General features: G+C 67.2%; 18 protein-coding genes. 5 read left to right on the top strand and 13 right to left on the bottom strand.

Features of this window, described 5'->3' with window-relative positions:
- Positions 1-41: 41 nt before the first annotated feature.
- The gene (gene msrA, locus FQ775_RS18310; protein ID WP_146300376.1) at positions 42-638 is read right to left on the bottom strand and encodes a peptide-methionine (S)-S-oxide reductase MsrA; all 597 of its coding nucleotides are present in this window, start codon (positions 636-638) and stop codon (positions 42-44) included.
- A gap of 173 nt (positions 639-811) precedes the next feature.
- Here msrA and FQ775_RS18305 point away from each other — a divergent pair, with 173 nt between their 5' ends.
- Positions 812-1,528 carry an alpha/beta fold hydrolase gene (locus tag FQ775_RS18305; RefSeq protein ID WP_146300375.1) on the top strand — a complete coding sequence of 239 codons (717 nt, stop codon included), beginning with the start codon at positions 812-814 and terminating at the stop codon, positions 1,526-1,528.
- Positions 1,529-1,537: 9 nt separating this feature from the next.
- Here the strand turns inward: FQ775_RS18305 and FQ775_RS18300 are convergent, their stop codons facing one another.
- The 10 genes from FQ775_RS18300 to FQ775_RS18255 all read right to left on the bottom strand — a co-directional run bounded on the left by FQ775_RS18300 (position 1,538) and on the right by FQ775_RS18255 (position 9,380).
- Positions 1,538-2,185: a YceH family protein gene (locus FQ775_RS18300; RefSeq protein ID WP_146300374.1), complete on the bottom strand. Its 648-nt coding sequence runs from the start codon at positions 2,183-2,185 to the stop codon at positions 1,538-1,540.
- 107 nt (positions 2,186-2,292) lie between these two features.
- On the bottom strand, positions 2,293-3,381 hold the full coding sequence (locus tag FQ775_RS18295) for a glycosyltransferase family 4 protein (RefSeq protein ID WP_146300373.1): 1,089 nt from the start codon (positions 3,379-3,381) through the stop codon (positions 2,293-2,295).
- A 114-nt stretch (positions 3,382-3,495) separates the two neighbouring features.
- A complete protein-coding gene (locus FQ775_RS18290; protein ID WP_146300372.1) occupies positions 3,496-3,780 on the bottom strand; it encodes a hypothetical protein in 285 nt (94 codons plus the stop codon).
- Positions 3,781-3,938: 158 nt separating this feature from the next.
- Positions 3,939-4,994 (bottom strand): alpha/beta fold hydrolase, encoded by a 1,056-nt coding sequence (locus FQ775_RS24025; protein ID WP_146300371.1) that lies wholly within the window; start codon positions 4,992-4,994, stop codon positions 3,939-3,941.
- 81 nt (positions 4,995-5,075) lie between these two features.
- The gene (locus tag FQ775_RS18280) at positions 5,076-5,855 is read right to left on the bottom strand and encodes a succinate dehydrogenase iron-sulfur subunit (protein WP_146300370.1); all 780 of its coding nucleotides are present in this window, start codon (positions 5,853-5,855) and stop codon (positions 5,076-5,078) included.
- A gap of 15 nt (positions 5,856-5,870) precedes the next feature.
- Positions 5,871-6,182: a hypothetical protein gene (locus tag FQ775_RS18275; RefSeq protein ID WP_146300369.1), complete on the bottom strand. Its 312-nt coding sequence runs from the start codon at positions 6,180-6,182 to the stop codon at positions 5,871-5,873.
- Between the two features lie 14 nt (positions 6,183-6,196).
- Entirely contained in the window at positions 6,197-8,029 is a 1,833-nt protein-coding gene (gene sdhA / locus FQ775_RS18270; RefSeq protein ID WP_146300368.1) for a succinate dehydrogenase flavoprotein subunit, read from the bottom strand.
- Between the two features lie 8 nt (positions 8,030-8,037).
- The gene (gene sdhD / locus FQ775_RS18265) at positions 8,038-8,421 is read right to left on the bottom strand and encodes a succinate dehydrogenase, hydrophobic membrane anchor protein (protein WP_146300367.1); all 384 of its coding nucleotides are present in this window, start codon (positions 8,419-8,421) and stop codon (positions 8,038-8,040) included.
- A 2-nt stretch (positions 8,422-8,423) separates the two neighbouring features.
- Positions 8,424-8,840, bottom strand: a complete 417-nt coding sequence (sdhC, locus tag FQ775_RS18260; RefSeq protein ID WP_146300366.1) for a succinate dehydrogenase, cytochrome b556 subunit — start codon at positions 8,838-8,840, stop codon at positions 8,424-8,426.
- A gap of 243 nt (positions 8,841-9,083) precedes the next feature.
- Positions 9,084-9,380: an MliC family protein gene (locus FQ775_RS18255; RefSeq protein WP_146300365.1), complete on the bottom strand. Its 297-nt coding sequence runs from the start codon at positions 9,378-9,380 to the stop codon at positions 9,084-9,086.
- Between the two features lie 211 nt (positions 9,381-9,591).
- Here FQ775_RS18255 and FQ775_RS18250 point away from each other — a divergent pair, with 211 nt between their 5' ends.
- Entirely contained in the window at positions 9,592-11,853 is a 2,262-nt protein-coding gene (locus tag FQ775_RS18250) for a caspase family protein (protein WP_167813046.1), read from the top strand.
- Between the two features lie 219 nt (positions 11,854-12,072).
- Here FQ775_RS18250 and FQ775_RS18245 read toward each other — a convergent pair whose 3' ends face one another.
- Positions 12,073-12,534 carry a GNAT family N-acetyltransferase gene (locus FQ775_RS18245; RefSeq protein WP_146300363.1) on the bottom strand — a complete coding sequence of 154 codons (462 nt, stop codon included), beginning with the start codon at positions 12,532-12,534 and terminating at the stop codon, positions 12,073-12,075.
- A 135-nt stretch (positions 12,535-12,669) separates the two neighbouring features.
- Between FQ775_RS18245 and FQ775_RS18240 the strand changes: the two genes are divergently transcribed.
- From FQ775_RS18240 to FQ775_RS18230, 3 genes are all read left to right on the top strand, one after another.
- Positions 12,670-13,017, top strand: coding sequence for a hypothetical protein (locus FQ775_RS18240; RefSeq protein ID WP_146300362.1), 348 nt, complete (start codon positions 12,670-12,672; stop codon positions 13,015-13,017).
- A 107-nt stretch (positions 13,018-13,124) separates the two neighbouring features.
- Positions 13,125-14,492 (top strand): hypothetical protein, encoded by a 1,368-nt coding sequence (locus FQ775_RS18235; protein ID WP_146300361.1) that lies wholly within the window; start codon positions 13,125-13,127, stop codon positions 14,490-14,492.
- Complete coding sequence (locus tag FQ775_RS18230; RefSeq protein WP_246730168.1) at positions 14,489-15,337, top strand: COG3904 family protein; 849 nt, start codon at positions 14,489-14,491, stop codon at positions 15,335-15,337. Before FQ775_RS18235 ends, FQ775_RS18230 begins: the two co-directional genes overlap by 4 nt.
- Positions 15,338-15,341: 4 nt before the next feature.
- On the opposite strand, the gene FQ775_RS18225 is transcribed toward FQ775_RS18230, so the two are convergent.
- A complete protein-coding gene (locus FQ775_RS18225; protein ID WP_146300360.1) occupies positions 15,342-16,544 on the bottom strand; it encodes a GGDEF domain-containing protein in 1,203 nt (400 codons plus the stop codon).
- Positions 16,545-16,566 lie beyond the last annotated feature (22 nt).

Genomic DNA, 16,566 nt, shown 5'->3' with positions numbered 1-16,566 from the left:
CAGGCCCGTTTCGTCACAGGGCCGACGCCGGGCTCTGCCATCTAGTGCGCCATGATGCCCTGGTGGGCGGACGCGCCCCACAGCTCCGCGATGCGATCGTCGCGGCCGCAGGCGTAGCGGTAATATTTGTAGCGCAGCGGATTCTTCTCGTAATAGTCTTGGTGGTAACCTTCAGCGTCCCAGAAGGCGCTGGCAGGTTCGACCGGGGTGACGATCGGCTTGCCGAGTTCGGCCTCGGCTTCAACCCTGGCCTTCTCGGCCACCGCCTGCTGTTCGTCGTCGAGCGCGTAGATCGCGGTCGTGTAGGAATGGCCGCGATCGCAGAACTGGCCACCGGCGTCGGTCGGGTCGACGGAACGAAAGAAGATATCGACCAGCGTCTTGTAGTCGACCTTCGAGGGGTCGAACTCGATCTTCACCACCTCCCGATGGCCGTTGTGGTTCTGGTAGGTCGGGTTCTCGATCTCGCCGCCGGAATAGCCCGACACGGTCGAGGTGACGCCCGGTACGTGGTCGAAGTTCGATTCCACGCACCAGAAGCAGCCGCCGGCGAAGATGGCGGTCCCGGTTTCCTGCGCGGCCAGCGGCAGGGGCGCGGCAAGGGCGATCAGTGTGGCTGCTGCAAGCTGGCGGATCATGCGGAAAACTCCATGACGATGAATGGTCACGCTAATCGTGGCCGCTGGCAAGGCAATTCACGGCCTAACACGAGCGTGTGACCCGGCTGGCGTGCCGGTAGTGCTCCGGAATCGGGTGGTCGTTGGCGGGCGAACCATGCAGAACCGCGCCGCCCCACAAACGGAGAACCATCATGGCGCATTACCTGCTTATCCACGGCAGCTGGCACGGAGCCTGGTGCTGGTACAAGATCGTGCCGCGGCTTGCCGCGCACGGAAACGTGTCTAGCGTGAACCTGCCCGGCCGTGGCCGCAATCCCGCGGTGCCTGCCGAGGTCGGACTCGAGCGCATGGCGGACGCGGCGGCGGCCCACCTCGCCGACGACGGAAAGACGACGATCGTCGTTCACAGCCGCTACGGCATCGTCGCCTCGGCGCTTGCCGAACGTCATCCCGAACGCGTGCGCAGGATCGTCTACCTGGCGTCCTTCATGCTGCCGGCCGGCGATCGTGTGGCGCAGTGGTCGATAAGCGACCGGGAGTCGCTCATTCCTGCCAATCTGGAGCTCAATTCCAGCGAATATTGGGACTGGCTCAAGCCGGAGGCCCATGTCGAGGCGCTCTATGCCGATTGCGGCGCCGACGACGTCTCGCTGGCGCGCACGCTCTTGTGCCGCGAGCCGTCGCGGCCTGCCGGCGAACCGCTGCGGTTGAGCGACGAACGTTATGGCCGGGTGCCGCGGGCCTATATCCGGCTGACCGAGGACAGGGCCGTTTCGCCCGCTCTGCAGGACAGGCTGATCGAGGCGAGCCCGCCGGAGCGAGTCGAGAGCATCGCGGCCAGCCATTCGGCCTATTTTTCGCAGCCGGACCGGCTGACGGAGACCATCGTGAGGATCGACCGCGACTGAGGCAAGGCGCTAACCGGTGCCGGCCAGCGCCGCCAATTGCCGTCGCAGTTCGGCGACCTGCTCTTCCAGCGCGGCGACACGATCTTCGAGGTTGCCCGCCGCGTCGCCGTCGGCGGAGATCGGGACCGCTGCGGAGCGCACCGGCGCCGCGACCGCACCGGAGAGCAGGTGCATGTAGCGGTCCTCACGCTGGCCGGGCCCGCGCTCGACCAGTTGCACCAGCGGCGGCCTGCGCCCCATCAGAAGGTCGAGGTCGCCGCTCAGTTCTTCGAGCGAGCGGTAGCGGGCCATCCTTTCGCTGCGTGCCAGGAGTTCGTGCGCGGTCTGCGGGCCGCGCAGCATCATCAGCGCGAGAAGCGCGCTCTGGCCCTGCGTCAGAGAAAAGCGCACCGCCAGCAGGTGTTCGTAGCGCTCGACGCGCGAGCCGGACACCTGGCGCACCAGGCCCTTCTGCTGGAGCTGCGACAGGGCCCTGTGCAGCAGCGCCGGCTCGATCGCCATCACCGGTTCGCGCGCCGTCTTCTGGTTGGCGGCGGCAACCAGCCCGTTGAGGCTCATCGGATAGACGTCGGGCGTCAGTTCCTTCTTCTCGGCCAGCGAGCCGAGCACGCGCGCCTCGACCGGGTTGAGGATCGGCAGCGAAACGGTGTCGTTCATGTCAGGATCGCCTGCACTAGTAGCGTCTTGCGTCGCCTTTCTTTACAGCGCCCGATTTAGGGTGTCATCCGCGCGGCAGCTGCGTGGTGAGCCCCGGCTCCGGGTGCTCAGCCTCCAACATCCCCGGCACGCTGCGCGATGCGGCGCGCGTAGATGCGTTCCAGCTGGTCGGCGACCGCCTCGACCGAAAAGCGCGTCCGCATCCGTCGCCGCGCCTCGGCGCCCATGGCGGCCAGCCGTTCCGGATCGCGCATCAGTTCGCGGATGGCGGCGGTCCAGGCCTGCGCGCGTGGAGGAAGCGCCAAACCGGAAAAGCCGTCCTCGATCAGGTCGGCGGTACCGCCGAAGGCCATCGTCAAAACCGCAAGGCCGGCCGCCATCGCCTCCGCCGGCGCCATGCCGAAGGATTCGCCGGGCATGCGCGTCGGGGTCGCATAGAGGTCGAAGACGGGCATGATCCCGGCGGCGTCGGGAATCGGGCCAAGCTCCCTCAGGCTGTCGCCTCCCGCCTCGCTCAGCGCCGCCTGCAAGGTGTCGTCGCCGGGCCGGCCGACAACGGCCAGCAGGCAGCCATCGCCGACCGCGCGCACTGCACGGGCCAGGAAGACCAGGTTCTTGATCGGCCGGACGTTGCAGACCGTGCCGACGATGAAGGCATCGGCCGGCAGTCCGAGCCGCTCGCGCAAGGCGACGCGGTCTTCGGCCGAGGGGTTAGCCGGCATCGGGACGGGATGATGCAGCACCTCGCAACGCGCCGGCGGAAGGACGCGCCGTAGCAGGGGACGTCCGACCCAGTTGTTGAGCATGGCGTAGGAGGGGATCACCACGGCGTCGACCCGGGCGCTGAAATGGGTCAGCCAGTCGATCGGGTTGGTCAGGCCGAGCCCGCCGATGGCGCCACGCTCGAAGAGCATCGCCGGCCGCGGATTGCCGCGCAACGCCAGGCGCACGGCAAGGGCAGTCGCCCGGCTGGCGGTCACCTGGATGATGTCGGGTTGGAATGCGCCGATTTCGCGCCGCAGCAGGTCGAGGAGCGCCTTGCCCGGCAGGTAGCGGGCGATCTTGCGCAGGCGCTTCGCGCGCGGCCGGTGCTCCGCGAGCGTCAGCCGGCGCACAACATGGCCGCGCGCCTCCAGTTCGCGGAAGGCGTCGTCGTAGAGCAGCCAGTTGTCTTCGGAAACGATCAGGATGTGCATCGGCGTCGCGCTCGGCTGGCTATCCTGCCGTCGTCGGCGGGCACCATGACGCTCTTGTTGCAGAAGCGGGACGGTGCGGCAAGCAACGCGCCTTGGGCCGGTGGCGCTGCGCCGTCAACTGCCGGGATTGGCGGCTGCCTGATCGTCGAACCAGGCCCTTAGGCGACCGTAGTCGCCGTTGAACGCCTCCTGTTTCAGTACTTCGTAGATGACCGAACAACGCATGGCTTCCCCGCCGGAGGTGATCTTCACCTCTGCGCGCTGCTCGCATTGCAGATAGCTGCTCTTGAGTTGCTCCAGCGACAATTCCGGTGCGGATTGGGAGAAGGCAGAAGGGACAGTGACGAGAAAGATGGCCGCGACTGCCAGCTGGCATGATGGGCTTGGAAAGATGGCCACGATAGCCTCCCGGGTTCCAAATGGTCGAAAAGTGGAACTGGAAGGTTAGGCGCTCGCGGTCCTGCCGGAATGAGGCCGGTGTCCCGTGCGGTTCGACGCCGGGTGTATTTCAGCCCAGGTCAGGCGGGACATTCGTCCCGGTTGGGCGATTTGCGGGATCAGGTTCCGTAGCCGGCATCGCGCGCGGCAACGACCGCCTGGGCCCGGCTCGTTACTCCCAGTTTGGCGAATATGCTGGAGACGTGATTGCGCACCGTCTTCTCGCTTATGTCGAGACGCGCGCCGATTTGGCGATTGTCGAGGCCCTGCGCCAGAAGGCCGATGACCTCCCTTTCGCGTGCCGTGAGTCCGGCGAATGGTCCGGCCGCAGGTGAGGACGGCAGGAATTCGTACAGCGCTTCCACAAGTTCGCGCCAGGCCGGTTCGCGGGCAAGCATGAAATGGTTGGGGCTGTCGAGCTGGAGAAAGCGGGCGTCTGGAATGAGCTGCGCCAGCAGTTGCCCTTCCCGCAACGGCGAGACGGCATCCCTGTCGACGTGAGCGACAAGGGTGGGGCAGCGGATGCGGGCCGCCGCCTCGGTGACGTCTATGTCGAACATCACGCGAGTGAGTTCGACGGCGTTGGCCGGCGAGGTCGCCTTTCGCTGCAACTGGCACCATGAGCGCAGGTGCTCGAGATCGCCTTCGGGCTGAAACTGGGTGGCGAATGTCCGCATGAAGGCGTGATCCTCGTCGCCCCAGCCGAGCTTCAGCATTTCGAGCATCAGCTTCGCCTTTTCGGGTTCGAGCGCGATATCTCCGCGCCGGTTCCGTCCGCGGGCATAGGTACCGTAGAGGACGAGCCTGTCGATACGCTCGCTTTCGCGCCCGGCATAGGCGATGGCAACGGCGCCACCCTGGCAGGTCCCGACCAGCGAGAACCTGTCGAGATCGAGCGTGCGGACCAGACTGTCGAAATCGCGGATCCAGGTCTCGAACGACAGGTTGTCGGTGTTGCGGGCGGACAGGCCGCATCCCCGTGGGTCATAGCGAACCAGCGTGTAGCGTGAGGAGAGCGCGTCAAGCCAGGGTTGCCAGGCCACGCTATGCTTCTGATACTCAAGGTGGGTGAGCCAGCTTGGCATCAGCACCACAACCGGGCCGCGGCCGCTTACCGAATAGGCGATCTCGGCACCGTCAAAACTCTTGCAGAACCGCACGTGTTGCCGTGACATGATCACATCCTCGCGCGCCGTGACGGGGCAGCGAGCTTAACGCGATCGCGGAAACGGCGAAACCGCCTGCGTCTTCGGGCGTCAGACCCGCCTTTCCACCATCATCTTCTTGATCTCGGCGATCGCCTTGGCGGGGTTGAGTCCCTTCGGACAGGCTTGCGCGCAATTCATGATGGTGTGGCAGCGATAGAGCCGGAACGGGTCTTCGAGGTTGTCGAGCCGCTCGCCTGTTGCCTCGTCCCTTGAATCGATCAGCCAGCGATAGGCCTGCAAGAGCACCGCAGGGCCGAGATAACGCTCGCCGTTCCACCAGTATGACGGGCACGAGGTCTGGCAGCAGAAACACAGGATGCACTCGTAAAGGCCGTCGAGCTTGGCGCGGTCCTCATGGCTCTGGCGCCATTCCTTGGCCGGCTCCGGTGACACCGTCTGCAGCCAGGGCTGGATCGAGGAAAGCTGTGCGTAAGGCACGGTGAGGTCGGGCACCAGATCCTTGACCACCGGCATGTGCGGCAGCGGATAGACCTTCACCGAACCGTCGATCTCGTCCATGCCGCGGGTGCAGGCGAGCGTGTTGGTGCCGTCGATGTTCATGGCGCAGGAGCCGCAGATGCCCTCGCGGCAGGAGCGGCGCAAGGTCAGCGTCGGATCGACCTTGTTCTTGATCCACAACAGCGCGTCCAGAACCATCGGCCCGCAATCGTCCATGTCGACATAATAGGTGTCGACGCGCGGGTTCTCGTCATCGTCCGGCGACCAGCGATAGATGCGGAATTCGCGCACATTCGCCGCGCCTTCCGGCTTCGGCCAGGTCTTGCCTTCGCCGACCTTGGAGTTCTTGGGAAGCGCGAGTTCAACCATTTTCCGGCTTCTCCACTACTGGTTCTGGCACTGTTGCGGCGTCATCGTCATGAAGTTCGCCATTTCCATCATTTCTTCGCCGCTCAGCGCCATCTGGGCCTTTTGCTGGGTGGCGGTATCCTTCTTGATCGCAGCGACGAAGAAGGCGAGCTGCTTGTCGTTCAAGGTCGAATGAACCTTGTCCAGCACACAGGCGCAGCCGGAATCCGAAAGCTGTAGGTCGGTCTTGCAGGAGGCGAGAATTGCCGCGTCATCCGCCATCGCGACTTCGGCCGCGAACAGCGTCATCGCGGTAGCGGACAGGATCATCGGAATTCGCGGTGACATCGGCGTCTCCTCAATCAATAGACCCGCTTCTTGGGCGCTATCTTCTTCAGCTCGATGCCCCCGTCGGCTTCCTGCAGCAGTGGTTCGGTGTGTACGGGCCGGTAGCTCAAGGCCACCTCGCCCTTGTCGTCGACCCTGGCCAGGGTGTGGTGGCGCCAGTTCTTGTCGTCGCGCTCGGCAAAATCCTCGCGCGCATGCGCGCCGCGGCTCTCCTTGCGCGCCTCGGCGCCGTAGACGGTGGTGATGGCGCAGGCCATCAGGTTCTCCAGCTCCAGCGTCTCGACAAGGTCGGAGTTCCAGATCATCGAGCGGTCGTAGACCTTGAGGTCGGAAAGCTCTCCCCAGATCCCGGAAATGCGCTTGCAGCCCTGCGCCAGCGATTCCTGGGTGCGGAAGACGGCGGCGTCCTCCTGCATGGCCTTCTGCATCTTGTCGCGCAGCTGCGCGGTCGGCGTGCCGCCGTCGGCATGACGGATGCGGTCGAAGCGCTCCATGATCCTGTCGACCGACTTTTCGTTGATCGCCGGAATGGCAGCCGCCCGGTCGATCACCTCGCCGGCGCGGATCGCGGCAGCGCGGCCGAACACGACGAGGTCGATCAGCGAATTGGAGCCGAGCCGGTTGGCGCCGTGGACGGAGGCGCAACCGGCCTCGCCGACCGCCATCAGCCCTGGGGCGATGCGGTCGGGATCGTCCTTGGTCGGGTTCAGCACCTCGCCCCAATAATTGGTCGGGATGCCGCCCATATTGTAATGCACCGTCGGCAGCACCGGGATCGGCTCTTTGGTGACGTCGACGCCGGCGAAGATCTTGGCCGACTCGGAGATGCCGGGCAGGCGCTCGGCCAGCACCGCCGGGTCGAGATGGTCGAGGTGGAGGAAGATGTGGTCCTTCTCCTTGCCGACCCCACGGCCTTCGCGGATCTCCATGGTCATGCAGCGCGAGACGACGTCGCGCGAGGCGAGGTCCTTGGCCGACGGCGCGTAGCGCTCCATGAAGCGCTCGCCCTCGGAATTGACCAGATAGCCGCCCTCGCCGCGGGCGCCCTCGGTGATCAGGCAGCCGGCGCCGTAGATGCCGGTCGGGTGGAACTGGACGAATTCCATGTCCTGCAGCGGCAGGCCGGCACGGGCGATCATGCCGTTGCCGTCGCCGGTGCAGGTGTGCGCCGAGGTCGCCGAAAGATAGGCGCGCCCGTAGCCGCCGGTCGCCAGCACCACCATCTTGGCGGCGAAGCGGTGGATGGTGCCGTCGTCGAGGTTCCAGGCGACGACGCCGGTGCAGGTGCCGTCATCGTCCATGATCAGGTCGAGGGCGAAATATTCGATGAAGAACTGCGCGTTGTTCCTGACCGACTGGCCATAAAGCGTGTGCAGGATGGCGTGGCCGGTACGGTCGGCGGCGGCGCAGGTGCGCTGCACGGGCGGGCCCTCGCCGAAATTCTGCATGTGGCCGCCGAAGGGGCGCTGATAGATCTTGCCTTCCTCGGTGCGCGAGAACGGCACGCCGTAATGTTCCAGCTCGTAGACAGCGGCCGGGGCCTCACGGGCAAGGTATTCCATGGCGTCGACGTCGCCGAGCCAGTCGGAACCCTTGACGGTGTCGTAGAGGTGCCACTGCCAGTGGTCGGGGCCCATGTTCTGCAGCGAAGCGGCGATGCCGCCCTGCGCGGCGACGGTGTGCGAGCGGGTCGGAAAGACCTTGGTGATGCAGGCCGTCTTCAGCCCCTGCTCGGCCATGCCGAGCGTGGCGCGCAGGCCTGCGCCGCCGGCGCCCACGACCACCACGTCGAACTTGTGGTCGACGAACTCGTAGGCCCTGCCGCCCGCCTTTGCCTGATCCGCCATCCGCGCCTTCAACCTCCGAACGCGATCTTCAGAAGTGCGAACACGCAGGCGACGCCCACCGCGAACGCAAAGAACGTATTGAGCACGACAAGCGCGATCTTCAGGCCCTCGTCGTGGATATAGTCCTCGATGATCTCTTTCATGCCGATGCGCATGTGGATCAGGGCCGAGACCAGCACCAGGATCATGACCAGCGTCACGAAAGGATTGGCGAGCGTGGCGCGGACCTCGTCGTAACTGGCGCCGTTGAGCGCGATCAACAGCCCGACGAAGAAGAGGATCAGCGGGACGTTGGCGATCGCGGTCAGGCGCTGGCGCCAGAAGGTGTCGGTGCCGTCCCTGGCCGAGCCGAGGCCGCGGACCTTGCCGAGCGGGGTGCGCATGTCGTTCATGGTCATCCTCCGCGTGCCATATAGCCGACGATCCAGACCAGCACGGTCAACGTCACCGAGGCCGCGCCGGTCGCCCAGGCGAGCCTTGTCGAGGTGTTTTTGTCCATCAGCGCGCCGGTGTCCCAGACCAGGTGGCGCAGGCCGCCAAGCATGTGGTGGAGCAGGGCCCATGTGTAGCCGAACAGCACCAGCCGGCCGATCCAGGAGCCGTAAACCCAGCTGACGAAGTCGAAATAGCTTTCCGAGGTGGCGGCCGCCACCAGCCACCAGGCGACCAGAAGGGTACCGAAATAAAGCGCGCCGCCGGTGATGCGGTGGACGATCGACATCAACATGGTCGGGATCAGGCGATAGACCTGCAAATGGGGAGAGAGCGGGCGTTCTCTCATGCCGGGTCGGGTGGCTGTGGACTGGCTCATGGCTCCCCCAGATCGGAAGGCGCTGGATGCGACAGGAAGATTGCCGATAGCGGCTTCGCGCCCGTTTCTAATGATCTTTTTGCAGCGCGTCAAAGCCGGAAAATCCGGCCCGCCAAGGACTTTGGTCGAACGCTGTCTGAGGCCAGACGCTTCAATCGATTGAAGCACTTAGCAGCCGTCGGTGCAGCCTGAACGAAGGTCCGTCGCGGCTTTTTCGAACGCAGTGTTGCCGTGGTTCTGGGTCTAGCGGCGGCAGGTGTTGGGTTCGGCGCCGGACTTCATCAGCAGAGCCTCCTCGCGGTCGAGAAGGAGTGCATAGGGAGCGGCGCCGTAGCGGATGCGCGAATCGGCGGGCGAGGCCGGCAGTTCGATCGGCTCGCTGTCGTCGAGGGTCAGGACAACCGAGCTGCCGCGATTGTCGACGGTCATTCGCGCGCCGTCTGAACAGCGGTAGACCGTGCGTCCATGGGCGGCGCTGGAGGAGCCGAAGGTCGCGGCGGTGTCGACGCCGACGCATGCGGAAAGCAGCAGGACGGGCAACAGGATCAGTGTTTTTCTCAGGATTTTTCCCCGGTTTTCCGGCCGAAACGCCGGAAACTATGCGCAAGGGCGGCAAAAGATCAACCTGCGCTGCGATGACTCGACGGAAACCGGTCGCGGCGGCTGCCGGCCCGTTGTCGCGCCACAGTGTGCCCGTATTCGGCCGCTTCAATCGCCGCGCGAATTGCGGCAGGGTGGGCTTGCCATGCGAATGTCGAAATCAGCGATCGGGCTGCTCGGCGCCGTTTGTTGCGCCGTTCTCTTCATTGCCTCGCCGGCCGGCGCCGCGGGCCGGGTCGCGCTGGTGATCGGCAACCAGGCCTATGAAAACCTGACCCCGCTTGCCAATCCCGGCCGCGACGCCGGAAGGCTGGCCGAACTTCTTGCCGCGAACGGCTTCGAGGTGATGAGCTGCGACGGCGAGCGCGCCGGATGTTTCGACCTCGACCGCAGCGCCATGACCGACGCCATCGAGGATTTCGGCTTCGCCGCCCGCGATGCCGAGGTGGCGCTGTTCTTTTATGCCGGCCACGGCATGCAGACCGGCGACGGCAATGTCATCGCTCCGGTCAACATGGAACTTGCCTGCGACATGCTGGCGGCCCGGCGCGGCACCATGCTCGACGACGTGCTTAACGAGATGGCCGGGGCGCGGGAAAAGATCGTCATCCTGGATGCCTGCCGCAACGACCCGCTGAAGGCGCAGCGCTGCGCCACCCGGGGCGCCCGGCCGCTTTCCTTCGGCAGCTTCGCGGTTCCCGACAGCGTGTCGCGCTTCCTGCTGTTGAGCTCGACGCAGAACGGCCAGGTGGCGCAGGACGGCCTGCCCGGCGGCCATTCGCCCTTCGCCGAAAGCCTGATCCAGTGGATGGAGCAGGCGCCGCAGGCCCGCTTCGGCGAGCTTTTCGACCGGGTCAGCAAGCAGGTGATCAAAGAGACCGCGGCGGCGAACTTCACCCAGGTGCCGGAAATGCTTATTCGCGGCGGCGCGCCGGAGGCCTGTCTCGGCGGCGGCGACTGCGCGGCCAGTGCCGAGGCGATCGCGCTGCGCGCCGAGGTCGAGGCGCTGGAGGCCGAAAACGCCCGCAACCAGGACTATGAGGAGATCGTCGTCGCGCTCTTGCGCAATGCCGGCTACGACGACCCGCAGACGCTGTCGGACGGCGAACGACGGCGCGTCTTTGCCGAGATCATGGCGGCGAGCCGGGCGCTGGCCGAACGCGGCGCCGAGGGCGAGGCGGCGCTGGCCGCCCTGCGCGAGGGCGACGACAGCGGCGCGGAGGCGATCTTCAGGCGCGATCTTGCCGACGGGCCGGTGGCCGATCCGGAGGCCGGATCGCCGCAGCCGGCGGCCTCGCTCCTGCATCTGGCGGCGATCGCCCGGCTGACCGATACCGGCCGCGCCGTCGAACTCTACCAGCAGGCGGTCGCCATCGACCCGGACAATCTCGAAACGCTGATCGCGCTCGCCGAGACCTCGCTCGCAGCCGGCAAACGCGAGCAGGCGCGTCAGGCCTATGAACGCGCGGCGGTGCTGGTCGAGCAGGACAGGGGCACCGCCGAGCAGCAGGTCTGGGCCACGGAAGGGCTGGCCGACATGGAATGGGCCGACGGGCGCAGCCTGACGGCGCTTGAGCTTTACCTGAAGGCGAACGCGGCGGCGCGCCGGGGATCGGCGCAGGAGCCTGACAACACCGGGCTGAAGCGGGGCATCCTGGTGACGCGCTACAATATCGGCCATCTGAAGATGGATTCGGGCGACATCGACGGCGCGCTGGAGGCCTTTCGCGACGGCCTCGCGGTCGCCGAGGCGCTGGCTGCCGAACATCCCTTCGACCCGCGCTGGGCCTTCGATATCGGGCGCGGCCACGAGCGCATCGGCCGCGCGCTGCAGCGGCGCGGCGACCTCGACGCCGCGCTGGCCGAATACGAGAAGAAGCACGCGGTGATGACGAGGGTCGCCGCGGCCTTCCCGGACCACCCGGTCTGGCAACGCGACCTGGCGCTGGCCGACGAGTTTCTGGGCGACATCGCCACCGCAAAGGGCGACCATGCCGGCGCGGCGCGGCACTATCGCGCCAGCCTGCAACGCATGATCCCGGTGCGCGACGCCAATCCCGGCCATACCGGCCATCAGCGTTTCACTGCTGTGACGCACCTGGCGCTCGGCGATGCGCTTTACAAGACCGGCGCGGTGGCGGAGGCGGTCGAGAACTACCGCGCCGGCATGGCGGTCAGCCGGAAGCTGGCCGCGACCGACCCCGGCAATGCGCAGTGGCGCTGGGACCTCTTCCGCGCCCATCAGCGGCTGGCGTCGTCACAGCCGCCGGGTGCGGAATGGCATGCCAAGGCGCTGCAGACGATCGAGCGGCTGGAGGCCGACGGGCTGCTCGCCGAACACAACCGCAAGTGGATCGGGATCACGCGGCAGCGGCTGGAAGAGACGCGGGAGGCTGAAAGCGGTTCGCGGTGAGCGGATGCCGCCGAACCGGCGATTTGTCGAGCCAACGTTGAGGGCCGGCTTTGAGGGCGCCCCCCTCACCCGATTTGCCGAACCGCTCAGCTGCGCTATCGCGGGGCAAATCGACCTCTCCCCGAGGGGAGAGGAGGGCGGATGCGGCGCGCCCGGCAAAGCCCAACGTTTCCCGGGGGCGAGGCGCGTGTTCGGGAACCGCGGCGATGCGCCCGCCCGCTACTTGCTGTCGAAGCGGATGATGTAGCTGGTCCAGTCGGCGGGGGCGGCGATCTGCTCGTAGAGTTTCCTGCCGTCCTCGGGCTGGCGCGGGGCGTTGAGCATCAGCTTGGTCCAGCCGCGTTCCTCGGCGCGGTCGGCGAGCACGTCGATCATCGCCTTGGCGATGCCCTTGGAGCGGTGCTCGTGATGCACGTAGATGTGATCGCAGGCGCCGCAGCGCATGCCCGAGACCGGCTCCGGCAGGTCGGTGAAGATGGCGAAGCCGACCAGCTTGCCGTCGATGCGGGCGCCGAGCACCTCGGCCGTGCGGTCCTGCAGCAGCGCCTCGGCGTAGTAACGGTCGGGCCGGCGCGGGGCGCCGCGCTTCAGCGCCTGGGCGTAGGCGGCCAGCAGCGGCGCGAGGTCGAGGGCGTCCCTGAGGCGCAGGAGGGCGATGTCGATGGCGGGCTGGTCGGTCATCACTCCCCTTTGGGGATATTAACCATGTCTGTCAATTGCCCGGTCCCGACACCCCCCGGACCCCGTGACAAAGGTTAAGAAAGCGTTAATGTTTGCGGCGAGGAGGCTTGGACCCCCAAGCGGAAGGACGCGGACATGCGCCTGATCAAGCAGTTTTCATTCGTGGCGGCCGGCCTGGCGATGGCGCTGGCCGGTCTTGCCGGCGGCGCAAGCGCCGGCAGCTACGACAAGGTCTATGCCGACAGCTTCGGCAATCTGATCATCCACAGCCCGGCCGGCTACAAGCGCATCGTCGTCGGCCAGGGCCATCTGGCCGAGGAGCTTGCCGCCTATTCGCGCGCCGGCGCGGTGCCGGACGTGGTCTATCTGGAAGGCGAGGGCCGGCGCGACTGCGCCCGCTACGGCGCCTTCGAGCGCGGGCGCGGCTACATGTACGGCCTGCCCGACAATGCGGTGCCGGTGCTGGTCGGCCCCTGCCGCTGACGTTTCGCCCGCGATGGCGCGGGCGGCCCTGATTTGGTCAAGTTCATGCCCCTTGCTCGGCGCCGGGTGCCGCTGCGGGGCTGGACCGTGACGGGACGGGAGTCGAGATGAGTGAAGCCGCGACAGCCCGCAGGCTGAAGGACCATGCCGCGTCGCTGACGACGATGACGCGCTTCGTGCTGGCGACGCTGGCGCTGGCGTCGGGCGTCTACACCTATCTCGGCGTCAGGAGCCTGCTCGACGGCTCGGCGACGATCGTGTTTTTTGCCGCCGTCGTCTATTCGGCCGCGGTCTCGGTCGGCATCTACGGCTTCTGGACCTATCTGATGCGGTTCCTGCCGGAGATGCGCGACGGCGCCTCGCGGCTGGCGCTGATCGGCGTGATGGCGGTCGGCTCGGCGATGATCGTCGCGATGTCGTCCTGGCTCAACGCCGCCGCCCTCGCCGGCTCGGCGGCGGTGGAACAGCATCTGGCGGAAACGCTGGAGGACTACACCTCCGACCTCGACCAGGCCAACACCAACGCGCTCGGCGCGCTGTCGCTCCTGCCCGACATCCAGCGCGCCGGCGAGCGTTTCGCGCGGCTGGCCGATGACGAGCGCGAATCGGGCGCGCTGACGGGCACCTCCGGCTCCGGCAGCGTGGTGCAGCTTCTGACCCAGATGGCAGCGCAGATGCGTGAGCTCGAGGCCAACATCCTCGCCTCGCGCGAGAAGGTGGCGCTGCTCTTCCAGGAAGGCCAGGAGCACCTGGCGGCGATGCGCGGGCTGGTCTCCGAATCGGGCGCCATCGCGCCGCGCTCCGACCGCTTCGCCGAGCAGGCGGTGGCGCTCGCCGGCGTCATCGCGGCGCTGGAGCAGACCTCGGTGGCGCCGTCGGTGATGCGCGCGGCGGCCGACCTCTCGGTCGGCTTCATCGCGCCGGTGGCCGACGGCTCGACCGCCGACCTTGCCGGCCGCCAGGACCGGGTGATGGCGACGATCCGCGCCTCGGTCGATGCGCAGTCGAAGGCGCTTTCCGGCGCGGCGGCCGAGATCCTGGCGCAGCCCAAGGTGCCGGAGCGGCGCTACGTGCCGCTGTCCTCGGCCGAGGCGGTGCTGCGTTATGGCGGCGATTTCGTGCCGAGCTGGGCCGGCGCGATCTCGATCGACCTCCTGCCCGGCGTGCTGGTCGGGATCATGGCCGTGGTGCAGGCGGCGGTGCGCCGCGGCGAGGAGCAGATGGCCGATACCGACCGCATCACCGCCGCCGACATGCTGCGCTCGCTGGAGATCCACGACGCGCTGCTGGCGCGGCGGGTGGCGGCGAAGGCGGCTGAGGAGGCGGACGCCGCGCAAGAGGAGCAAGCGTCGTCAGAGGAGGAGGCAGCGGACGTGGCGGACGCGCCCGAAACCAGGGTCGAAAGGCCTGCGTCGCCGGCTGCCGAGAACGTGACGCCGCTCGCCCTTTCCGAACGCAAGCGGAGCGAGACATGAGCACGGCCGGCGATGCGCCCGCCCTTGCCGGCCAAGGCGGCGACCGCCATCGCGTGCGCGCCGCGCTGGCGCGCTATTTCGCCCGCTTCGACGAAGGCGAAGTCATCCGCTGGGCGTTCCGGGGATTGCTGATCGGCGCCATCGGCGTGCTGGCGCTCGACCTCAACGACATGACCAGGGCCAACCGGACCGGCAGCGCCCGGGTGCCGACCGAGGTGACGGCGCCGATGCTGCCGCCGGCGGTCATCACCCGCGACGGCGAGGCGCCGGTGACCGTCGACCCGCGCGACCACGTGACCGGCGACGAGGAGCGGCTGCGGTTGCCGATCACCTTCACGCTGGAACCGGGCGGGGTGCTGTCGGCGACCGGTTTCGTCGATGTCGGCGCACGCAAGCGCTTTGCCGAGGAGCTACAGCAGCGCGGCGAATATGTACGCTCGGTGGCGCTCAACTCGCCGGGCGGCTCGCTCGACGACGCCATCGCGATCTCGCGGCTCATCCGCGAGCGCGGGCTTGCCACCAGGGTCGAGGACGGCGCCTTTTGCGCCTCGTCGTGCCCGCTGATGCTGGCCGGCGGGGTGGCGCGGCGCGTCGGCGAGAAGGCGGCCGTCGGCGTGCACCAGTTCTACGCCATCAGCGGCGCGCCGGTGGAGCCGGAGCAGGCGATGGCCGACGCGCAGGTGACGACGGCGCGCATCTCGCGCCATCTGTCGGAGATGGGCGTCGACCCGGCCCTGTGGCTGCATGCGCTGGATACACCGCCGCGCGCGCTCTATTACCTGACCATGGATGAAATGCGCGGCTTCGGGTTGACGACCGATCAGTCGCTCGCCGCCAGCCAGTAGCGACTCAGCTCGCCGTACGGCGGAGGCGGCGCTCGCCGGCATTCGATGCCGCCATTACCGGTGCGACGCGCACGCAGTTGCGGCCGCTGTTCTTGGCCTCGTAGAGCGCCAGGTCGGCGCGGCGCAGCATGTCCGACAGCGTGTCGGCCTGGCGAAGCTCGGCGACGCCGAAGCTGGCGGTGAAGCGCTCATCCTCGGGCAGACCTTCGATCTCGGCCTCGGCGAAGGCGCTGCGGATGCCCTCGGCGAAGAGGCGGGCCGACATGGCGTCGGAGCCGGGCAGCAGGATGGCGAATTCCTCGCCGCCGATGCGGCCGGCGATGTGGTTTTCCATCGCCGCGGCTCTCAGGTGTTCGGCGAAGGCGAGGATCACCAGATCGCCGCCGGCATGGCCGTAGCCGTCATTGACGGCCTTGAAGTGGTCGAGGTCGCAGATGACGAGCGCCGCCGGCATGCCGGTCTCCGCCAGTCCTCGGGTGATCTGCGGCACGCGGTCTTCGAAACCGCGCCGGTTGAAGAGGCCGGTCAGCGGATCGGTTTCGGAGCGCGCCGTCGCCTCGGCGAGAAGGTCGCGCACGAGGATCAAGGCGACGAGCAGGCCGGTGGCGACGATGAGCACCGAACCCATCGACTGCGATATCAGCGCATAGATGCTGTCGACATAGCTTTGCGGCCGGTCGCCGGGTCCGAACATGACCGCCAGGAAGGGCTTGCTGAGAAAGTGCAGCGCACCGGCGGCGAGGAGCCATGTCAGCACATGGTCGAGGGCGCGCTTGCCGGGCGCGCGGATGAGCTGCCAGACGGCGACCGTCTGGATCGCGAAATAGGGCAACTGGTAGAGCAGCACCCGGACGAAAGACGTCCGCGGCATGTCGTAAATGGCGAGGTTGAGCGGCAGCGAGACGGCGACCAGGAAGGCCAAGACGCGCCATGGCACCGCGACGGCGTATTTGCGCAGGATGCCGATGTTGAACACGGTCATGCCGACGATCGAGACGGCAAAGGCCGCAAAGACGACGAAGCGCGGATCTTCCACTGCGGAAACCAGCCATTCGACGCCGAAATTCGCCATTCCGAGCAGGAAACTGGCGCAAATCCAGCGTGCGGGGACGCGAACCTTGGCGAAAAGGCTGATCCATCCGAAGACGCCGGCAAACAGGCCGGCGACAAGGAGGTTGATTGCCAGAATATATCCGGCAGCGCTCATGCCCGGCTCCCTTTCACCCGTC

The sequence above is a fragment of the Nitratireductor mangrovi genome (genome assembly GCF_007922615.2).
Classification (GTDB): Bacteria; Pseudomonadota; Alphaproteobacteria; order Rhizobiales; family Rhizobiaceae; genus Mangrovimarina; species Mangrovimarina mangrovi.
Note: the sequence above shows the minus strand (reverse complement) of the source record. Positions and strands in the feature narration are given on the sequence as shown.